Source organism: Amycolatopsis sp. NPDC051061 (assembly GCF_040682935.1).
Lineage (GTDB): Bacteria > Actinomycetota > Actinomycetes > Mycobacteriales > Pseudonocardiaceae > Amycolatopsis.
This window is the reverse complement of the sequence record NZ_JBFBBZ010000015.1, coordinates 137,763-155,232: the sequence shown is the minus strand read 5'-3', so window position 1 is coordinate 155,232 and position 17,470 is coordinate 137,763. Positions and strand designations below refer to the sequence as shown.

Genomic DNA, 17,470 nt, shown 5'->3' with positions numbered 1-17,470 from the left:
ACAGGAGGTGGCCCGATGCCCGACGCCGTCACGATCTGCGAGTGCTTCGCCCGCGACGGGCTGCAGCACGAGCCGGAGTTCGTGCCGACCGCGACGAAGGTCGCGCTGCTGGACTCCTTCGCGGACGCGGGGCTCCGGCGCATCGAGGCGACCAGCTACAGCCACCCTTCGCGCGTTCCCGGCTTCTCAGACGCTTCCGAGGTCTTGACGCGGATCCGGCGTCGCCCCGGCGTCGCGTTCAAGGCGACCTGCCCGAACCCGCGCGCGGTGCGGCGAGCGCTGGCCGACCTTGACGCCGGCCACGGCGCCGAGGAGCTGAGCCTGCTGGTCTCGGCCAGCGAAAGCCACACCGAGCGCAACCTGCGCACGTCCAGAGCCGGGCAGTGGGAGCGGGTCGAGGAGATGGTCCGGCTGGCCGGCGGCCGGTTCAAGCTGGTCGGGGTCGTCTCGGTGGCGTTCGGCTGCCCGTTCGAAGGCGCCGTCGACCCGGGCCGCGTCGCCGAGGACGTCGCCCGGTTCGCCGACCTCGGCGCCGACCTGGTCACCTTGGGCGACACCACCGGCGTCGCCACCCCGCCGTCGGTCCGAGCGCTGTTCGCGCGGCTGAACACCGAGGTCCCCGTGGTCGCGCACTTCCACAACACCCGCGGCACCGGCATCGCCAACGCCGTCGCGGCCCTCGACGCCGGCTGCCGGAACTTCGACACGGCGATGGGCGGCGTCGGCGGCCACCCCTCGGCGATCCGGTACGGCGCCGGGCTCACCGGCAACGTCTGCACCGAGGACCTGGTCAGCCTGTTCGACGCGATGGGCGTCGACACCGACCTCGACCTCGATCTGCTCGCGAAGTCCTCGGCCGCCTGCGAAGAAGCCCTCGGCCGTCCCCTGCACAGCATGGTGGCCCGCGCCGGCTTCGCCCCGACCCCGAACCAGGAGAACCCGTGACCGTCCCCCTCGCGATCGAGGACCACGGCCCCGTCCGCGTCCTGACGCTGAACCGGCCCGAGAAGCTCAACGCCCTGAACACGGCGCTGACCCGCGCGCTCAGCGAAGCGTTCACCGCCGCCGACGCCGACCGGGACGTCCGCGCGGTCGTGCTGACCGGCGCCGGGCGCGGCTTCTGCGCGGGCGCCGACCTCGGCGAGTTCTCGTCCTTGACGCCCGACCAGCCGGACGCCGTCCTCGAGCGCGCCGCGCTAACCGCGAAACTGCAGGTCCAGGCGCGGGAGCTGCGCGTCCCGGTCGTGGCGGCCGTGCGGGGGGCCGCGGTCGGCGGCGGCGCGGGCCTGGCGATCGGCGCCGACCTGGTCGTCGCGGGAACCGACCTCAAGTTCGGCTACCCCGAGCTGAAGCACTCCATCGTCCCGGCGCTCGTGATGACCGGGCTCGTCCAGCACCTCGGCCGCAAGCTCGCGTTCGAACTGGTCAGCACCGGACGGCTGCTCACCGCCGCCGAAGCCTTCGAGCACGGCCTGGTCAACCGCGTCGTCGAACCTTCCGAAATCCTGTCCGCGGCGTTGGAGATCGCCGAGTCGTGGGCCAAGGTCGAGCCGCGGGCCATCGCCGCCGCGAAGGACCTCTTCTACCGCGTCGCCGACCTGCCGACGGACGCCGCGATGCGCGCCGGCCAGGACGTCAACGCGCTGATGCGGGGGTTCCGCGCATGACCGGCCCGCTCTCCGGCGTCACCGTGCTGGACTTCTCCCGGGTCCTCGCCGCTCCCCTGGCGACGCAGATCCTCGCCGAGCTGGGCGCCACCGTCATCAAGGTCGAGCGGCCCGGTTCCGGCGACGAGACCCGCGGCTTCGAGCCTCGCCTGCCTCACGGCGAGAGCGCGTACTTCTTCGCCTTCAACCGGGGCAAGAAGTCCGTGACGCTCGACCTCAAGGACCCTCGCGGCCAGGCTGTCGCGCGAAAGCTGGCTTCCCGCGCCGACGTCGTCGTCGAGAACTTCCTGCCCGGCGCGATGGACCGCATGGGCCTCGGCTACGCGGACCTGGCGCGGCCGGACCTGGTCTACGTCTCCGCCACCGGGTTCGGCCAGACCGGCCCGGACCGCGACCGCAAGGGCTACGACACGGTCTTCCAGGCGCTGTCCGGCGTGATGGCGATGACCGGCGAACCCGAGGGACCGCCGTCGAAGACCGGGATCCCGGTGGCGGACCTGACGTCCGGGCTCTGGGTGGTCATCGCGGTGCTCTCCGGGCTGGCCGGACGCACCGCTTCGGGGCGGGGCCGCCACCTCGACGTGTCCATGATGGACGTCCAATTGAGCCTGCACGCCCTCAACGTGGCGCGGCTCTTCGCGCTCGGCGAGGATCCCGTGCGGACCGGCACCGAGCACCCCGGCCGGGTGCCGTCGGCGGCGTTCCAGGCCGGCGACGGCGAATGGCTGCACATCAGCGGCAGCGACCAGCACTGGGGTCCACTGTGTACGGTCCTCGGCCTCGACGAGCTGGCCGCGGATCCCGCTCTGCAGGGGAACTCCGGCCGCGTCGAGCAGCGTGCGCGGGTGATGAAAGCCCTGCGCGGAGCGATCGCGCAGCACGACCGCGACCCGCTGGTGAAGGAACTGCGCGCGGTCGACGTCCCGGCCGGCGCGGTCCGCTCGGTCCGGGAGGCCCTGGCCGATCCGCACGCGATCGCGCGCGGGGTCGTGGGCGAGTTCACTCACCCGTCGGAGGGGACGTTCCCGGCGCTGCGGACGCCGTTGCGCGAGACTGCGGGAGAGCCCCCGGCGCTCGGCGTGCCACCGCTGCTGGGCGCCGACACCGACGAGGTCCTGGCGGAGCTGGGGCTCGCCGCTGCCGAAATCGAAGACCTGCGGACCGACGGGGTGATCCGATGACCGAGCGCGTGTGCGTCGAGGTGACCGACGGGATCGCGCGCGTCGAACTCGCGCGTCCCGAGGCCCGCAACGCCCTCGACCTGCCGATGTGCCACCAACTGCGGGAAGCGTTCGAGTCCCTCGAAGACGACGTCCGGGTGGTGCTGCTGAGCGGGCGCGGACCGGTGTTCTGCGCGGGCGCCGACCTCAAGGAACGCACCGGCAAGGACGCCTCATGGGTGCGACGTCGCCGCGTCGCCTCCTTCGCCGCGTACGCCGCCATCGAGCAGTGCCGGGTGCCCGTCGTCGCCCTGGTGCAGGGCGCGGTCGTCGGCTCGGGCGGCGAAATCACCCTCGCCGCCGACTTCGCGCTGGCCGCTTCGGGAACTGTCTTCCGGTTCCCCGAGCCGCACTGGGGTACCGTCGGCGCGACCCAGCGCCTGCAGCGCGCCATCGGCAAACGCCGGGCGAAGGAACTGCTGTTCACCAACCGCGCACTCGGCGCCGAAGAGGCCGCCGACCTCGGGATCGTCACCCGCGTCGTCCCGGCTGATGAGTTGCTCGCCGTCGGCGACGAGACAGCCGCGAGCATCGCGAAGGCGCCTCCGCTGGCCATCTCGCTCACCAAGCGCGCGGTCGACCTCGGCTCGGAAACCGACCTCGACCGCGGGATCCGCATCGAACTGGCCGCCATCGAACAGTGCCTCGCCGACGGCGGCTGGCGCGACGGCGTCGCCCGCTTCGCCGCCGGGAACGGAGAACCGCGATGACCGACCTGCGCACCGCCTGCCCGCTCACCACGCACGAAGTCCTCGCGCGCGCGGCCCTGCTCGCGCCGGACGTCGAAGCAGTCGTCACTGACTCGGAACGGATCACCTACGGCGAGCTGGCCGAGCGGGTCTCGCGGATCCGCGCCGGGCTCGCGGCCGCCGGGGTCGGCCGCGGCGACCGCGTCGGCATCTGCCTCGGCAACGGGCCGGACTGGGTCGCGCTGTTCCACGCGATCGGCGCGGTGGGCGCGGTCGCCGTCCCGGTCAACACGCGGTTCACCGCCGACGAGGTGCGGTACACGCTCGAGCACGCGAAGGTGCGGGCGCTTTTCGTCGCGTCGCGCGTGCTCAATGTGGACTTCGCTCTTATGCTGCAGGAGATCGGCGTCGAGTCGCTTCCCGCGCTCGAGAAGGTGGTCGTGCTCGGCGACGACGTTCCTTCGTTCGCTGTGTCCTGGGACGAGTTCCTTTCTGCTTCTTCGGAGGCTCCCGCGCCGGTCAGTTCTCCAGACGACGTCCTGCTGGTGCAGTACACGTCCGGGACGACGTCACGGCCGAAGGGCGTCCTGCTCACCCACCGCAGCATGTGCGCGGACGCGTTCTTCTCCGGCGCGCGGATGGGCCTGCGCCCGGGCGACCGGTTCCACTCGGCGCGGCCGTTCTTCCACGTTGCCGGCAGCACGCTGTCGGTGCTCGCGTCGGCCCAGCACGCCACGACGCTGGTGACGATGCCGAAGTTCGAACCGGAGGAAGCGTTGCGGCTCCTGGAAGCCGAGCGGTGCACGCACTTCTCCGGCAACGACACCATCGCGTTGCTGCTGCTCAACCATCCGTCCCGCGCGCGGCGCCGGCTGGTGTTGCGCGGCGCGTGGGTGGCGGCGTCGCCGACCGTGATCCGGCGCGTCATCGACGAGCTGGGTGCGCACGAATGCGTTGCGGGATACGGTCTTTCCGAGGCTTCGCCGAACGTCGCGCAGTCGGCGTGGTGGGAGTCGCCGGAAATCCGTGCCTCCGGCGCGATGGCCGCGCAGCCGGGAGTCGAGGTGCGGATCCGCGCGTTCGACGCCGACCGCGACTGCGGCCCCGGCGAGCCGGGCGCGGTGCTGGTGCGCGGCTGGAACGTCATGGTCGGTTACCTCGACGACCCGGTGAAGACGGCCGAGACGATCGACGCCGACGGCTGGCTGTCCACCGGCGACGTCGGCCTGCTGGATTCCTCCGGACGATTCCACTTCACCGGCCGCACCAAGGACATCATCCGCGTCGGCGGCGAGAACGTGGCGCCCGCGGACATCGAGGACACCCTGCACCGGCACCCGCTGGTCCGCCAGGCGGCGGTCGTCGGCGTCCCGGACGCGCGGCTGGTGGAGGTGCCGTTCGCGTTCGTCGTGCTGACGTCGCCGGAGGTCACCGAGGCCGAGCTGCTGGGGTGGGCGCGGGCGCGGATGGCGGGGTTCAAGGTGCCGCGGCACCTGCGGATCGTCGACGGTTTCGAAGGCATCGGGATGACGGCGAGTTCGAAGGTGCAGAAGAACCGGCTCGCCGCGCACGCACGTTCCCTGCTGGAGGAGGCGTGACGCGCATCGACACGCCGGTGACGCGGCTGCTGGGCATCGACCTGCCGATCGTGCAGGCGGGGATGTCGTGGGCGTCGTCGAGCTCGGCGTTGCCGCTGGCGGTGTCGAACGCGGGCGGCCTCGGCGTGGTGGCGGCGGGCCCGATGCGGCTGCCCGATCTTTCCCGTGTGCTGGCGGAGATGGCGGCGGGCACGGACAAGCCGTGGGCGGTGAACCTCCCGCTGTACCGCGCGGGCGTCGACGAGGTGATCGAGCTGGTCCTGCGGCACCGGCCGCCGGTGGTGATCGCCTCGCAGGGCGGGCCGCGGCGGTACCTGTCCCGGTTCCACGACGTCGGGACGCGGTGCCTGCACGTGGTGGCCGGGGTGACGCACGCGGTGAAGGCGGCCTCGGCCGGGGTGGACGGGCTGGTGGTCGTCGGCGCCGAAGCCGGTGGACATCCACCGCCCGCGATGGTGGCGACGTCGGTGCTGGTGCGGGCGGTGGCGCGCTCGGTCTCGGTGCCGCTGATCGCTTCGGGCGGCGTCGCGGATGGTTTCGGCCTGGCGGCGATGCTGGCTCTCGGCGCGGGTGCCGCCCAATTCGGCACGCGGTTCTTGGCGAGTACGGAGGCTTCGGTGCATCCCGCGTACAAGGACGCGGTGCTCGCGGCCGGTGTCGACGGCACGCGGACAGTCGGTCAAGGTCTGGGCGTGATCCGGGCGTTGGACAACGACTTCACCGCGCGGATGCTGTCCCTGGAGGCTTCCGGCGCCGAGGAGTCTTTGCGACGCAAGACTTTCGCCGCGTCCTCCTTGAAGGACGCCGCGCTGGACGGCGATGTGGTGGAGGGGAAGGTCGAAGCCGGCCAGTCCGCCGGTCTGGTCGATGCGGTGCTCCCGGCGGCCGAGATCGTGGCGCGGATCGTGCGGGAGTACCGGGAAGCGCGTGCCGGGCTCCCGCCGGTCGGCTAGGTTCCGCGACTTCACCTTCAAGCTGGTCGTCGTCCCTGATCGACCAGGATCAGGTGCTGACGCCGGCGTTCCGCTTCGCGAGCGGAGCCACCCCGGGACGCCGCGCGGCCTCGCCGTGCGGATCGGGACGGGTCCCGATCCGCACCGGCGGCCGGCTCACTCCGTGGCGTCGGCCGCCGTCGCGATCACCTCGGCCACCACTTCCGGCTGGGACACCGCGACCGCGTGCGAAGCGTCGATCCGGCGGACCGTCGACGACGCGCGCTCGGCCATGAACTCCTGCGCCGCGGGCGGGATCGCGTTGTCCTGGCCGGCGATCAGCGTCCACGACGGGAGCTTCGACCACGCGGCCGTCCCCTCGAACGGCGCGGCCAGCGCCTGCTGCGCGACCGGCCGCTGGGTGACCGCCAGGATCGCGGCGGTCCCGGCGGGGACGTCGGCCGCGAAGACCTCAGCGAAGTCCTCCGGCTTGATCGACAGCTCGGGCGCGCCGTCGTGCACCAGGACGTTCGTGGTCTCCGGGCCGAGCTTGGCGCCCGGGTAGCGGCCGGACAGCTCGAACGCGCTCTCGCCGGCGTCGGGCTGGAACGCGGCGATGTAGACCAGCGCGCGGACGTTCGGCGTCTCGGTGGCCGCGCGGGTGATCAGCGCGCCGCCGTAGGAGTGGCCGGCGAGGACCACCGGGCCGTCGACGCTCTTGACGACGTCCGCGACGTACGCCGCGTCGGACTCGAGGCCCCGGAGCGGGTTCGCGACCGCGACGACCGGGAAGCCCTGCTCCTGCAGCTTCGCGACGACGCCGGTCCAGCTCGACGAGTCGGCGAAAGCGCCGTGGACCAAGACGATGGTGGGCTTGCTCATGACTGGCTCCTCAGGGAGAACGACTGGTCTTTCTGTCTCCACACTGTGGCCGTCCGAGGACGCCGTGGCAATGTGACGTAGCCGATCTGGCAGAACGACCAGTCTTTCTCTATGCTGGCTGGATGAAGTCTGCCGAGGTGCACCCGAAGGACCGGTTGCTGGCGACCGCGTCCCGGCTCTTCTACGCGGAGGGCATCCACGCGGTCGGGGTCGAGCGCCTGGTCTCGGAGGCGTCCGTGACGCGGGCGACGTTCTACCGGCACTACCCCACGAAGGACGACCTGGTGGCGGCGTACCTCGCGGAGACGAGCCGGCAGATCCGCACGGCGGTCGACGCGGCCCGCGCGGGCAAGCCGCCGCGCGAAGCGCTGGCTGCGGCACTGGCGGTGGTGGGCGACGCGACGTGCGGCGACGATTTCCGCGGCTGCCAGTTCCTCAACGCGGCGGCGGAGTACCCCGAGCCCGAATCCCAGGTCCGCCACGTGATCGACGACCACCGCAAGTGGTTCTTCGAGGTCCTCCGCAGCGAGGCGGCGGCCCTGGGCCACCCGGAACCGAACCACGCGGCAAGGGTCCTGGTCCTCCTCCGCGACGGCGCCCTGCACGGCGGAGAATTGGACGACGCGGACACGGTGAGAGCAACCCTCCGTCGCGCGGTGGAGGACTTCTTCCCCGCCTGAGCGAAGCCACTCAGCACGCCAAGTCTCCTCACCGAGACCTCCCCCCTCAACGGCGAACAACCCGGAGCGCCAAGCTCCCCACCGAGACCTCCCCTCAACGGCGAACAACCCGGAGCGCCAAGCTCCCCACCAAGGCTCGGCGGCCCTCGCGGCCAGCCACCCCGCGCGTCTCCACCCGGCCTCGGCCCAGCAGCGACCGAACTCACTACCGCGCTTCCCCACCCGGGCCACCACCTCAGGCCGTGCTGGAATGGGAGCCGTGCCGTCCGAACTGCCCGAAGACCCGCTCCCCCGCGTCGTCCGGCCGCGGGCGCTGCTCTTCGCCCTCCCCGCCGCCGGGCGGCGGTGGGGTGCCGGGCTGCGTGCCGCGACCGCCGTTGCCCTTCCCGGCGCCGCCGTCGTGCTCGCCGGCCACTCCGGCAACGCGCTCTTCGTCACCTTCGGCGCCTTCGCCGTCCTCTACGGCGAAGGCCGCTCCTACCGCGTCCGAGCCCGGGTCGTCCTCACCGCCGCCGCCGTGTTGCTGCTCGCCGCCGGGCTCGGCACCGCCGTCGCGGCTATCGGCACCAAAGCGGCCGTCATCGTCACGGTCACCGCGGTCGCGGTCCTCGCCGTCTACACCGTCGACGCCCTGCGCCTCGGACCGCCAGGCGCCCTCTTCCCGGCCCTCGTCTGCGGCGGCGCCCTGGTCGCCACCGAGGCCGGCGCCGATCCGGCCGCCCTGCTCGGCTGCACCGCACTCGGCGGCGTGTCCTCCGTCATCGTGTCGATGGCCGGCCGGACCAAGCCCGAACGCGTCGCCGTCCGGAAAGCGGCCACAGCCGTCGACGCCTACCTCGGTGAGCCCACCGCGGAAGCCCGCCACACCGCGGGCGCGGCGATCTCCGCGGCCTGGAACGCGGTCCACGACGCCGGCCGGGGCCCGGAGTCCGAACCGGCGACGACGCTCATCAGCGCCCACCGGAGGTTCGCGGACGCGACCAGCACCGAAGCCGGTCTCGACGAAACCCCACCCGGGGGAACGCTCCCCCTCCCCCGCCCCGGCGTCGGTTACCGGCTGCGACGGTCGGCGTCCCTCCGCTCCCACGCCACGGTGACGGCGCTGCGCGTGGGCGCCACCTGCGTCGTCGCCGGGAGCCTCAGCGCCTCGCTCGGCCTGACGCGCCCGCACTGGGCGATCCTCAGCGCGCTGGTCGTCCTGCAGCAGGGCACCGACCGCGTCCACGCGAACGTGCGCGGCCTGCAGCGCTTCGCCGGTACCGCCGTCGGCCTGGGACTCTTCGCCGTCCTGTCCTTGGCCGAACCCGCCGGCCTCGCGGTGATCGCCGCGGTCGCGGCGCTCCAGTTCTGCATCGAACTGTTCGTCCCGCGCAACTACGCGGTGGCCGTCGTGTTCATCACGCCGGTGGCGCTCCTGGCCGGCGGCGCCGCGGCGACCGGCCCGATCGGCCCGGTGATCCGCGACCGCCTGGTGGAGACGATGATCGGCGTCGCGCTCGCGATGCTGGCGCAGTACCTGCTCGCGCCGAACGCGCACCGCAAGACGTTCCGCTGGACCGGATCCCGCGTCCGCGCCGCGGCACGGGCACTGCTCGCGAAGGGCCCGGCGTCGATGCCCCACCGGCGCGACCTGCAGTTCGAGCTGGAGGGCACGACGCGCGCCGCGATCGACTCGACCCACAACGACCTCGCCTGGACGCGGCGGCACTGGCCCGCACACGCGGAGCTCGTCCACCTCGGCTATGACCTCCTCGCGGCGTGCTGGGCGAGCGCGCCCGGCGCGCCACTGGCCGGTGCCAAGGAGTGGGAACAGGCGTTCAAAGAGCTTTCACCTGCGAAAACCCAGCAGAACTAGGCCGAACGGGTTACCGTCTGAAAAGCACAGACGGAGGTCCCGCATGGCTGCTCACGACGCGTCCGGCGCCCCGGCGTGGGTCGAGCCGATGCTGGCCAAGCCCGACGGCGGCCGGCTGCGCAGCGGCGCCGAGTGGGCGTACGAGTACAAACTGGACGGTTACCGCGCCGCCATGCGGATCGCCCCGGACGGCACCACCGTCCTCACCAGCCGCAACAACATCGACTTCACCGCCGAGTTCGCCGGCCTCGCCGGGGTGCTCGCCCCCGCTCTCGACGGGCAGGCCGCCTACCTCGACGGCGAGGTCGTCGTCTACGGCGAAGACGGCCGGATCGACTTCGAGCTCATGCAGGAACGCCGCGGCCGCTGGGTCCGGCACCAGAGCGCGCCGAAAACCGTGAAGTTCGACGACGTCCCGGTCCGGTTCCTGGCCTTCGACCTGCTGCGGCTCGGCGACCGCGACCTGCTCAAGGAACCGTACGACGAACGCCGCCGCCTGCTGGCCGGCCTCCCGATGCCCGATCCTTACCGCGTTTCGGTGGTCCGCGCCGTCACCTTCGACGAGCTCGCCGCCGACCGCCGCACGCCGGCGGACTTCCTGGCCCACGCCGCGTCCGCGGGCTACGAAGGCGTCGTCGCGAAGCTGCGCAGCTCCGCGTACGTGCCCGGGCAGCGGCCGGACTCCTGGCTCAAGCACCCGCTGATCCGCACGCAGGAGGTGATCGTCTGCGGCTGGCGGCCCGGCCAGCGCAGCTTCACCGGCACCCTCGGCGGCCTCCTGCTCGGCGCGCACGACCCCGTCACCGGCGACCTCGTCTACATCGGCGACGTCGGCACCGGCTTCAGCCAGGCCGCGCGCGCCGACCTGCGGGACCGGCTCCAGCGGCTCGAACGCCGCGCTCACCCGTTCGTGACGACCCCGCCGCGCGAGGACACCGTCCGCGCCCGCTGGGTCGAACCGCGGCTCGTCGGCGAGATCGTCTACCGGCAGTTCACGCGCGCCGGGCGCGTCCGCCACACCGCCTGGCGCGGCCTGCGGGCGGACAAGGAACCCGGCGACGTCCTCGCCCCGCGCGCGGGCCCGCCGGAACCGGCCGCTCCACCTCGTCCCGAACCGGCTGGGCAGAAAATCACCGTGCAGGCCGGAAACCGGCAGCTCACCCTGTCCAATTTGGACAAAGTCCTGTATCCGGCGGACGGGTTCACCAAGGGCGAAGTGATCAACTACTACTCCCGGATCGCCGCCGTCCTGCTGCCGCACCTCGCCGGCCGTCCGGTGACGTTCATCCGCTACCCCAACGGCGTCGGCGGCGAGAAGTGGTTCGAGAAGAACGTCCCCAACGGCGCGCCGTCGTGGTTGCGCACGGTCCGGCTGCCCAGCACCGGTTCCCGCGGCAGCGGCGACACCATCGACTACCCGCTCCTCGACGACCTGCCGGCGCTGGTCTGGTCGGCGAACATGGCGGCCCTGGAGCTGCACGTTCCGCAGTGGACGGTCGAGGCGGAGGTCAGGCAACCACCCGATCGGCTGGTGTTCGACCTCGATCCCGGGCCGGGGACGTCGGTCGTCGACTGTGCCCGCGTCGCCGAACGCCTCCACGACGTGCTGGTCGCCGACGGCCTGACTCCGTACGCGAAGACCTCGGGTTCGAAAGGAATGCAGCTGTACTGCGGCATCCGGACTTCGGATCCCGCGGCGCCCTCGGCCTACGCCAAGAAGCTCGCGCAGCAACTCGCGCGAGAGACGCCGGACTCGGTGACCGCCGTGATGGCCAAGGCGCAGCGCGCCGGGCGGGTGTTCATCGACTGGAGCCAGAACAACCCGGCCAAGACGACGATCGCGCCGTATTCCCTGCGCGGCCGCGATCGGCCGACGGTGTCGACGCCGGTCACGTGGGACGAGGTCCGCGCGTGCCGTCACGTGAACCACCTGACGTTCACCGCCGACGAGGTCCTCGACCGCGTCGACGAGCACGGTGATCTCCTCGCCGGGCTGGACGAGAGCCGCGCGCCGCTTCCCTAGTGCCGTTTGAGGGCGTGCTTGGCCTTGCCGACGAGTCCTCGCAACGGCGCGAAACGGCCTCGCGGCGCGGGTTCGGCTGCTCGGGTCTCCGGTGACGCCTCGGCCGGACCCGGCGCGGTCGCCACCGGTTCAGCCGCTTCCCGCTGCGCGGCCGGTTCCGGCCCGGCCGGTTCCGGCCCGGCCGGTTCCGCGTTCGCGGCGGCCATCTGTTCGGCCGGCTGCGAACGCGGCGCCGGGATCTCCCCCGCGATGGTCCCCGACTCCGGCATCGTCTCCGGCATGGTCTCCGGCCGCGGCTCGGCGGGCGGTGACTCGACGGATCGCGGCGCGGCCGCCCGGCTCGGCGCCGGAGCGGGCGCCGCCGCCGATCCCGCCGGGACCGGCTCGGGTGCGGACACCTGCCGGGGCCTCGGCGAGGTCTCGAGGTGAGCCTGCGGCTGGGGCACGGGCCGCGGCTCGGGCCGGCGTTCCTGAGCATCGACCCGTGGCTGCGCCTGGCTCTGCGGCTGCGGCTGCGGCTCCGGCTGCGGCTGAAGTTGCTGCTGCGGCTCCGGCTGAGAACGAACTTCCGCCTCCGGCGCGGACCGCGGCTGCAATCGGTGCCGAGCGCTTTCCCGCGGCTGCGGTTCGGGCTGGGACTCTTGGGCATCGACCTGCGGCTGTGCCTGGACTTGCGACTCCGGCTCAGCCTGAAGTCGGTGCTGCGCCCCGGCCTCGGCTTGCGGCTGCGCCATGGCCTGGCTCGGCAAGTCCGGCTCGGCCTGAAATCGGTGCTGCGCCCCGGCCTCGGCCTGCGGCTGCAGCTCGGGCTGAGGTTGCTGCGGCTCGGACTGGAGTTGCGGTCGCGGCCCGGCCTGGGCCGGCGACTGCGGCTCGGGCTGAAGCTGGTGCCGCGGCTCCGCCCGGACTTCCTGCGGCTGCGGCGGCTCGGGCAAAGGCGGGTGCTCGAGCATCTCAGGCGTGATCGCCGGCGTCATCAACGGCGTGTGGGCGGCATCGGCGTTCGGCCTCGCCGGCTCCAGAGCCTCCGGGTACCGCGCCAGCGGGCCGTCCTCCGCACCGGCCCGGCTTCGCAGCAACCCGCAACACCCCAGCAAACCGGCCAACCCGAGCAGACCCCAAAACACCGTCATGACGGTCCTCCCTTTCCACGCTCTCCTGGGGGATAACCGGCCCGGAGCACGCCAACCGGACCGCTACCCGTGTGAGTGACACCGACTCGTTCAGCCCAGCTGCGGCACGTCGTTCGGGAACGAAATCGGCAGCGAGTACAACCCGCGCGCCGTGCGGGCGCCGCCGAGCCAGCCGTGGAAGTAGATGTGGCCGTCCACGACGTCGGCGCCGCCCGGGGCGTCCACTTTGGCGCCGAGGAGCTCGGTCGACAGGAACTGCGCGTCGGCCTTCACGAACGGGCCGTTCGCCGTCGGCGCGGACGCGTAACACGTGTGGTAGCCCGAGCTCTGAAACGTGTCCGCCGAGTAGAACAGCAGGAAGCGGCTCGCGGTCTTCACCACCGACGGCGCCTCGACGACCGCCTTCTCCGCGTTGAGGTCGGCGCGCAGCAGCTCGGTGCGCGGCCCGGCGAGCGTGCGCCCGTCGGCCTGCAGCTTCTGCGTCCAGATCGCCGCCGGCGCCCCGGTCGCGCCGCCGTCGCTCTTGTACAGCAGGTAACGGGTTCCGTCCGCGTCGACGAACGTCTGCGGGTCGATGTCGCCGTGGTCCTCGGGCGCGCAGACCAGTGGCTGGTCACCGACCGGGGTGTACGGCCCGGCCGCCTTCGACGCGGTCGCCACGCCGAGGCACATCTCCCCGTCGGTCGTGCGCGCGCCCGAAAAATACAGGGCGAACGTGCCGTCCGGCAGCTGCGTGACGTCCGGCGCCCAGAACCCGCCGTCCGGCTTGGCCCACGCGGGAACGGCCCCGAGCGCGTCGCCGGTGATGCGCCACGGTCCGTCCGGCGCCGACGCCGTCGCGACGGGGATCCGGCCCGATCCGGTGGTCGTCGAGAACGCGAAATAGCCGCCCGCGGTCTTCACCACGTCCGGGTCGGGGAAGTCCTGGTTGATCAGCAGCCGCGGCGCGCTGATGGCCGCCGCCGCCGGGCCGGCCGCGAAGGCGGCCAAAAGGGCGATGACGGGAGCGAGCACGAGGTTCTTGACGCTCATAAGCGATTCTGTTGACAGTTCAAGGGATTCGGCAAACGGTGGGGGACGCCGTCACCGGGAAGCGTGGACTTGCCCGCGCGCCCGGATCGGGTGGATTCGGGCAGCCACCGCCGGGGTAGCCGCCGTCTCATGCACGCACCGAAAGGCGCCTACCGCGCCGGCCACGCCGTCGGGGAGGCCGAAGGAGCTGCCGCGGGCCAGGAAAAGCCCTTGGGCACGCCCGGAAAGCCGCTCGATCGCCGGTCGCCGTTCTTCGCCGGGCTGACCGCCGCGGCCGGGGTGGTCGTCACGGTCGCGGTCGTGGAGGTCGTCCTCGCGGCGTCCGATGCGCTCCTCCTGATCGGCATCGCGTTCTTCATCGCGGTGGGGCTGGAACCGGTGACCGCCCGGCTGACCCGCCGGATGCCCCGCGCGCTCGCCGCCGGGGTGGTCGTCGTGACCGGGGTCGCCGTCTTCGCCGCGGCCGTCGCCGGCGCCGCGGTTCCCCTCTCCGACCAGATCGCACAGCTGCGGGACGGCGCACCGCGCTACCTCGCCCTGCTGCGTGACCCCGGCACACTTCTGGGTCGCGCGAACGAGACCTTCGGGCTCGAAGCCACCTTCCGCGGCATCCACCTCACGGACGTGGCCAAGTCGCTCGCCGGCGTGCTCGGCGACGCCGCGATCGTCGTCGTGCTCGGCACCTACTTCATCGCCGACTTCCCGCGGGTCCGCACGGCGCTCTACCGGCTGGCCCCGCGTTCGCGACGGCCCCGCGTGATCCTGATCGGCGACGCCGTCTTCCGGAAGGTGGGGGCGTACCTGGTCGGCAACGTCGTGGTGTCGCTGATCGCGGGGGTGCTGACGTTCGCCTGGCTGTGGTGCTTCGGCGTGCCCTACCCGCTGGTGCTCGCCCTGCTCGTCGCCGTCCTCGACCTCGTTCCGGTCGCGGGTTCGGTGGCGGCCGGGGCCGGCACGACGCTCGTCGCGCTGACCGTGTCGACGCCCGTCGGCCTCGCCACCGCCGGTTTCTTCGTCGGCTACCGCCTGCTGGAGGACTACGTGCTGCTGCCGAAGATCGTCGGCCGGGCCGTCCGGATCCCGGCGCTCGTCACCGTCGTCGCGGTGCTGCTCGGCTTCGAGCTGCTCGGGGTGGTCGGCGCGTTCGTGGCGGTGCCGGTCGCGGCGGCCGTGCTCCTGGTGGTGCGGGAAGTGGCCGTGCACCGGCTGGACCGGACGTGAAACCGCCGCGCGGGGGGCATCCGCGCGGCGGTTCCGGTGGGATCGGTCAGTGACCCTGAGCCGTCCCGCCGTCCGCGATGCTGCCGGCGGCGCAGTTGTCCGGCGTGTCACCCTCCGCCTCGTGCTCGCCCGGCGAGAGCACCGGCACGCCGATGCCGTCCGCGACGTCGTGCACCGGGACCTGCACACCCAGCACGTTGATGTCGTTCTCGCAGACGCCGCCGACGACGTTCAGGTTGTGCACCGCGTCGAGGTCCTGCACGTTGCCGATGAGGCCGAACTGTTCGGTCTGGTCGACCGGCTGGCCGCCGACGGTGAGGGGCGCCGCGGACGCGGATCCACCGAGCACCGCCATCCCGGCGGCGAGGGCGGTGGCGACGAAGCCGAGCTGCTTGATCACTAAAGAAACTCCTTCTACAGACCCGCCGGAGGGTCCGGCGGGGGATCGGGGAAAGGGAACCGGGCCCGGCTTCGGTTCGCCGGGCCCGGTGAAGTCGGTTATCGTGCGGTTCACGCCGGGTGGGACCGGCGCACTTCTCCAGGTCGTGACCGGTCCCACCCGTGCCGGCAACGCCCGGCGTCGCGGCGGGCCCGGAACGCGGAACAGGAGTGTGCAGCTCGCTCCGTGCTCCGGGCCCGCGTCACGACGTCTACGCGGATCGCCGGATTCCCGTGCCTCGGCCGGCGTCCGCACACACAGCGGGCAGCGTCGGCACGGAAACTCAGTTGTCCTGGCTCGTGCCGCCGTCGGTCACGGCACTCGCGGCGCAGTTGTAGGGCGACTCGCCACTGGCCTCGCTCCCGCCCGGCGACAGGATCGGCACGCCGATGCCGTTGAGCGAGTCGTGGATCGGAACCTGGACGCCGAGGACGTTGACGTCGTTGCCGCAGATGCCCGGCGTGACGTTGACGTTGTGGAGCACGTCGGTGTTGTTCAGGTTGACGAGGCCGACCTGGCCCATGTGGTCGTAACCGCCGAGGTGGTGGCCGTGGTGGTCGTGGCCGTCCGGCGTGCCGGCCGCGGCGACGCCGCCGGCCAGGAACGCGCCGGCGGCGGCGGCGGCCGTGACGAAGCCGATCTTCTTCAGCATGGACTACTCCTCGATTGACGATTGCGTCGGACGGGGCGGCAATGAAGGTGTGTTCTCCGACCCGTGTGAGGGAAACGTACTGACGTCCCGGCACCGTTTCCACTTCATTCCACCATCGTGTGGGTGCCGCGGGTCCCTGACCGGCCTAGTAGTGGCCCTAACGGGTTACGCGACGTTCTCTTTCGCGCCAATCTCTTCCTCTGCCATCGTGCGCGCGAAACAGTTGTTTCGCAAAAACTATTGCAGGTACGCGAAAAAGCCCTGCGCCGCCTCGGAGAGAGGCGACGCAGAGCTGTCGTACCGATGGTTCCTAGCCGGGCCAGGCCTCCGCTTCCGCGGTGAGTGCCGTGGTCACGTCGATCTCGCCCGACCGCACCCGCCACGCGAGCGAGCCGGGGCGGGGCTCCACGAGGTGCCATCCTGTGACATTTTCGTCGGTGTAACACGGGTTTTCGTCATCACCGATGCCGAGTGCGGCGAAGTACTGGCGGGCCGGCCAGGTCTCGGGCACCCAGGCGCGGGCCCAGCGCACCACGATCCTGGCGAGGTCGTTGCGGCCGTCCGCCGGGTGGATCAGGCGGTCGCCGGTGGTGCAGATCAGGCGTGGCGAAAAGGTCGCCCCCAGTGGGGCGACCACGAGCTGACTGTTCATTCCTCCCCCGGATCCACGGCAGTGGACGGTGTTTCCCGATACGGATGCGCGGCAGCGCGAAAAAGGGAAGGGAGCGACCGGTGGCGGACGCGGACGTCCTCCCGCGGCTCCTGCTTGAACCGGGGTCCAGCATACAAACGGCTTGCGCGCGCGGGAAACCGGGTCCGGAACCGGGAATCGTCGCCCGTTCCCGTGACAACCGGTGTGAAGCCGGGCGACGGGGGTACGCGAACGGTGATCGTCCGCCCCAACGGAAGGAAGAACCGAGATGAAGCGAACCGCACGGAACCTGCTCGCCGGCTGCGTGGCAGCGGGCGCCATCGCCGTGACCGGCGCCGTCCCGGCGTCGGCGGCACCGGCACCGGCACCGGCCGTGGTCGTGGCGCACCAGGCCGACGACGACGGAGGCACCATCCAGGACGACAACGACGACAACGGTCTGTGGGGCCTGCTCGGCCTGGTCGGGTTGCTGGGCCTGGCCGGCCTGGTCCGGCGCGGGCCGAAGACCGAGGCGATGGCCGGGTATCCCGCGGCGGGGAGGACTCCGCGCAGGGAGGCGGCTCCGCGCGCCGAAGCGGCTTCGCGCACCACGGCGGCTCCGCCGGTCGAGGCGTACCCGCCGGCCGAAGCGACGCCGCCGGCGAACACGTACCCGCCCGCCGAACCGCGGCGCACCCCGCCGGGCGTCTGAGGCCTCGGCCGAAACCCGCCCGGGCTGCCGGCACCCTGCGCCCCGAACTCCGTGGATCTCCGAGTTCTCGGCTGAATCTCGTGCGGGGTGCCGGCACCGCGGGG

19 protein-coding genes are annotated in these 17,470 nt (G+C 72.3%); 13 read left to right on the top strand and 6 right to left on the bottom strand.

All coding sequences use genetic code 11. The features are described from left to right. Window positions 1–15 precede the first annotated feature (15 nt). Genes AB0N03_RS22035 through AB0N03_RS22010 form a run of 6 tightly spaced genes read left to right on the top strand, consistent with a single transcriptional unit; the run spans window position 16 to window position 6,127 of the window. Complete coding sequence (locus AB0N03_RS22035; RefSeq protein WP_364374631.1) at window positions 16–945, top strand: hydroxymethylglutaryl-CoA lyase; 930 nt, start codon at window positions 16–18, stop codon at window positions 943–945. Further along, window positions 942–1,667: an enoyl-CoA hydratase/isomerase family protein gene (locus tag AB0N03_RS22030; RefSeq protein WP_364374628.1), complete on the top strand. Its 726-nt coding sequence runs from the start codon at window positions 942–944 to the stop codon at window positions 1,665–1,667. Before AB0N03_RS22035 ends, AB0N03_RS22030 begins: the two co-directional genes overlap by 4 nt. Beyond that, window positions 1,664–2,848 (top strand): CaiB/BaiF CoA-transferase family protein, encoded by a 1,185-nt coding sequence (locus AB0N03_RS22025; RefSeq protein WP_364374625.1) that lies wholly within the window; start codon window positions 1,664–1,666, stop codon window positions 2,846–2,848. Before AB0N03_RS22030 ends, AB0N03_RS22025 begins: the two co-directional genes overlap by 4 nt. Further along, the gene (locus tag AB0N03_RS22020) at window positions 2,845–3,597 is read left to right on the top strand and encodes an enoyl-CoA hydratase/isomerase family protein (protein WP_364374623.1); all 753 of its coding nucleotides are present in this window, start codon (window positions 2,845–2,847) and stop codon (window positions 3,595–3,597) included. Before AB0N03_RS22025 ends, AB0N03_RS22020 begins: the two co-directional genes overlap by 4 nt. Next, a complete protein-coding gene (locus AB0N03_RS22015; protein ID WP_364374620.1) occupies window positions 3,594–5,174 on the top strand; it encodes an AMP-binding protein in 1,581 nt (526 codons plus the stop codon). Before AB0N03_RS22020 ends, AB0N03_RS22015 begins: the two co-directional genes overlap by 4 nt. After that, window positions 5,171–6,127: a nitronate monooxygenase gene (locus tag AB0N03_RS22010; RefSeq protein WP_364374617.1), complete on the top strand. Its 957-nt coding sequence runs from the start codon at window positions 5,171–5,173 to the stop codon at window positions 6,125–6,127. The genes AB0N03_RS22015 and AB0N03_RS22010 overlap by 4 nt, the downstream gene beginning before the upstream one ends. A gap of 156 nt (window positions 6,128–6,283) precedes the next feature. Here the strand turns inward: AB0N03_RS22010 and AB0N03_RS22005 are convergent, their stop codons facing one another. Beyond that, window positions 6,284–6,988, bottom strand: a complete 705-nt coding sequence (locus tag AB0N03_RS22005) for an alpha/beta hydrolase (RefSeq protein ID WP_364374614.1) — start codon at window positions 6,986–6,988, stop codon at window positions 6,284–6,286. Window positions 6,989–7,110: 122 nt separating this feature from the next. Between AB0N03_RS22005 and AB0N03_RS22000 the strand changes: the two genes are divergently transcribed. From AB0N03_RS22000 to ligD, 3 genes are all read left to right on the top strand, one after another. Beyond that, a complete protein-coding gene (locus AB0N03_RS22000; protein WP_364374611.1) occupies window positions 7,111–7,668 on the top strand; it encodes a TetR/AcrR family transcriptional regulator in 558 nt (185 codons plus the stop codon). 259 nt (window positions 7,669–7,927) lie between these two features. After that, the gene (locus AB0N03_RS21995) at window positions 7,928–9,523 is read left to right on the top strand and encodes an FUSC family protein (protein WP_364374608.1); all 1,596 of its coding nucleotides are present in this window, start codon (window positions 7,928–7,930) and stop codon (window positions 9,521–9,523) included. A gap of 43 nt (window positions 9,524–9,566) precedes the next feature. Continuing rightward, window positions 9,567–11,546 (top strand): DNA ligase D, encoded by a 1,980-nt coding sequence (ligD, locus tag AB0N03_RS21990; RefSeq protein ID WP_364374605.1) that lies wholly within the window; start codon window positions 9,567–9,569, stop codon window positions 11,544–11,546. On the opposite strand, the gene AB0N03_RS21985 is transcribed toward ligD, so the two are convergent. Continuing rightward, a complete protein-coding gene (locus tag AB0N03_RS21985; protein ID WP_364374602.1) occupies window positions 11,543–11,827 on the bottom strand; it encodes a hypothetical protein in 285 nt (94 codons plus the stop codon). The genes ligD and AB0N03_RS21985 overlap by 4 nt on opposite strands. Here AB0N03_RS21985 and AB0N03_RS21980 point away from each other — a divergent pair. Beyond that, complete coding sequence (locus AB0N03_RS21980) at window positions 11,826–11,975, top strand: hypothetical protein (protein ID WP_364374599.1); 150 nt, start codon at window positions 11,826–11,828, stop codon at window positions 11,973–11,975. The two genes, AB0N03_RS21985 and AB0N03_RS21980, sit on opposite strands and share 2 nt — an antisense overlap. Then, window positions 11,972–12,715, top strand: a complete 744-nt coding sequence (locus AB0N03_RS21975) for a hypothetical protein (protein ID WP_364374597.1) — start codon at window positions 11,972–11,974, stop codon at window positions 12,713–12,715. Before AB0N03_RS21980 ends, AB0N03_RS21975 begins: the two co-directional genes overlap by 4 nt. A 54-nt stretch (window positions 12,716–12,769) precedes the next feature. On the opposite strand, the gene AB0N03_RS21970 is transcribed toward AB0N03_RS21975, so the two are convergent. Continuing rightward, window positions 12,770–13,711 (bottom strand): glycoside hydrolase family 43 protein, encoded by a 942-nt coding sequence (locus AB0N03_RS21970; protein WP_364374595.1) that lies wholly within the window; start codon window positions 13,709–13,711, stop codon window positions 12,770–12,772. A 129-nt stretch (window positions 13,712–13,840) separates the two neighbouring features. Between AB0N03_RS21970 and AB0N03_RS21965 the strand changes: the two genes are divergently transcribed. Next, window positions 13,841–14,932, top strand: a complete 1,092-nt coding sequence (locus AB0N03_RS21965) for an AI-2E family transporter (RefSeq protein ID WP_364374593.1) — start codon at window positions 13,841–13,843, stop codon at window positions 14,930–14,932. 46 nt (window positions 14,933–14,978) lie between these two features. On the opposite strand, the gene AB0N03_RS21960 is transcribed toward AB0N03_RS21965, so the two are convergent. The 3 genes from AB0N03_RS21960 to AB0N03_RS21950 all read right to left on the bottom strand — a co-directional run bounded on the left by AB0N03_RS21960 (window position 14,979) and on the right by AB0N03_RS21950 (window position 16,675). Then, entirely contained in the window at window positions 14,979–15,332 is a 354-nt protein-coding gene (locus AB0N03_RS21960; RefSeq protein ID WP_364374592.1) for a hypothetical protein, read from the bottom strand. Window positions 15,333–15,654: 322 nt separating this feature from the next. Continuing rightward, window positions 15,655–16,023: a hypothetical protein gene (locus tag AB0N03_RS21955; RefSeq protein WP_364374589.1), complete on the bottom strand. Its 369-nt coding sequence runs from the start codon at window positions 16,021–16,023 to the stop codon at window positions 15,655–15,657. 310 nt (window positions 16,024–16,333) lie between these two features. Then, on the bottom strand, window positions 16,334–16,675 hold the full coding sequence (locus tag AB0N03_RS21950; protein ID WP_364374586.1) for a hypothetical protein: 342 nt from the start codon (window positions 16,673–16,675) through the stop codon (window positions 16,334–16,336). A gap of 268 nt (window positions 16,676–16,943) precedes the next feature. Between AB0N03_RS21950 and AB0N03_RS21945 the strand changes: the two genes are divergently transcribed. Beyond that, window positions 16,944–17,366 carry a WGxxGxxG family protein gene (locus tag AB0N03_RS21945; RefSeq protein ID WP_364374583.1) on the top strand — a complete coding sequence of 141 codons (423 nt, stop codon included), beginning with the start codon at window positions 16,944–16,946 and terminating at the stop codon, window positions 17,364–17,366. The last annotated feature ends 104 nt before the right edge of the window (window positions 17,367–17,470 follow it).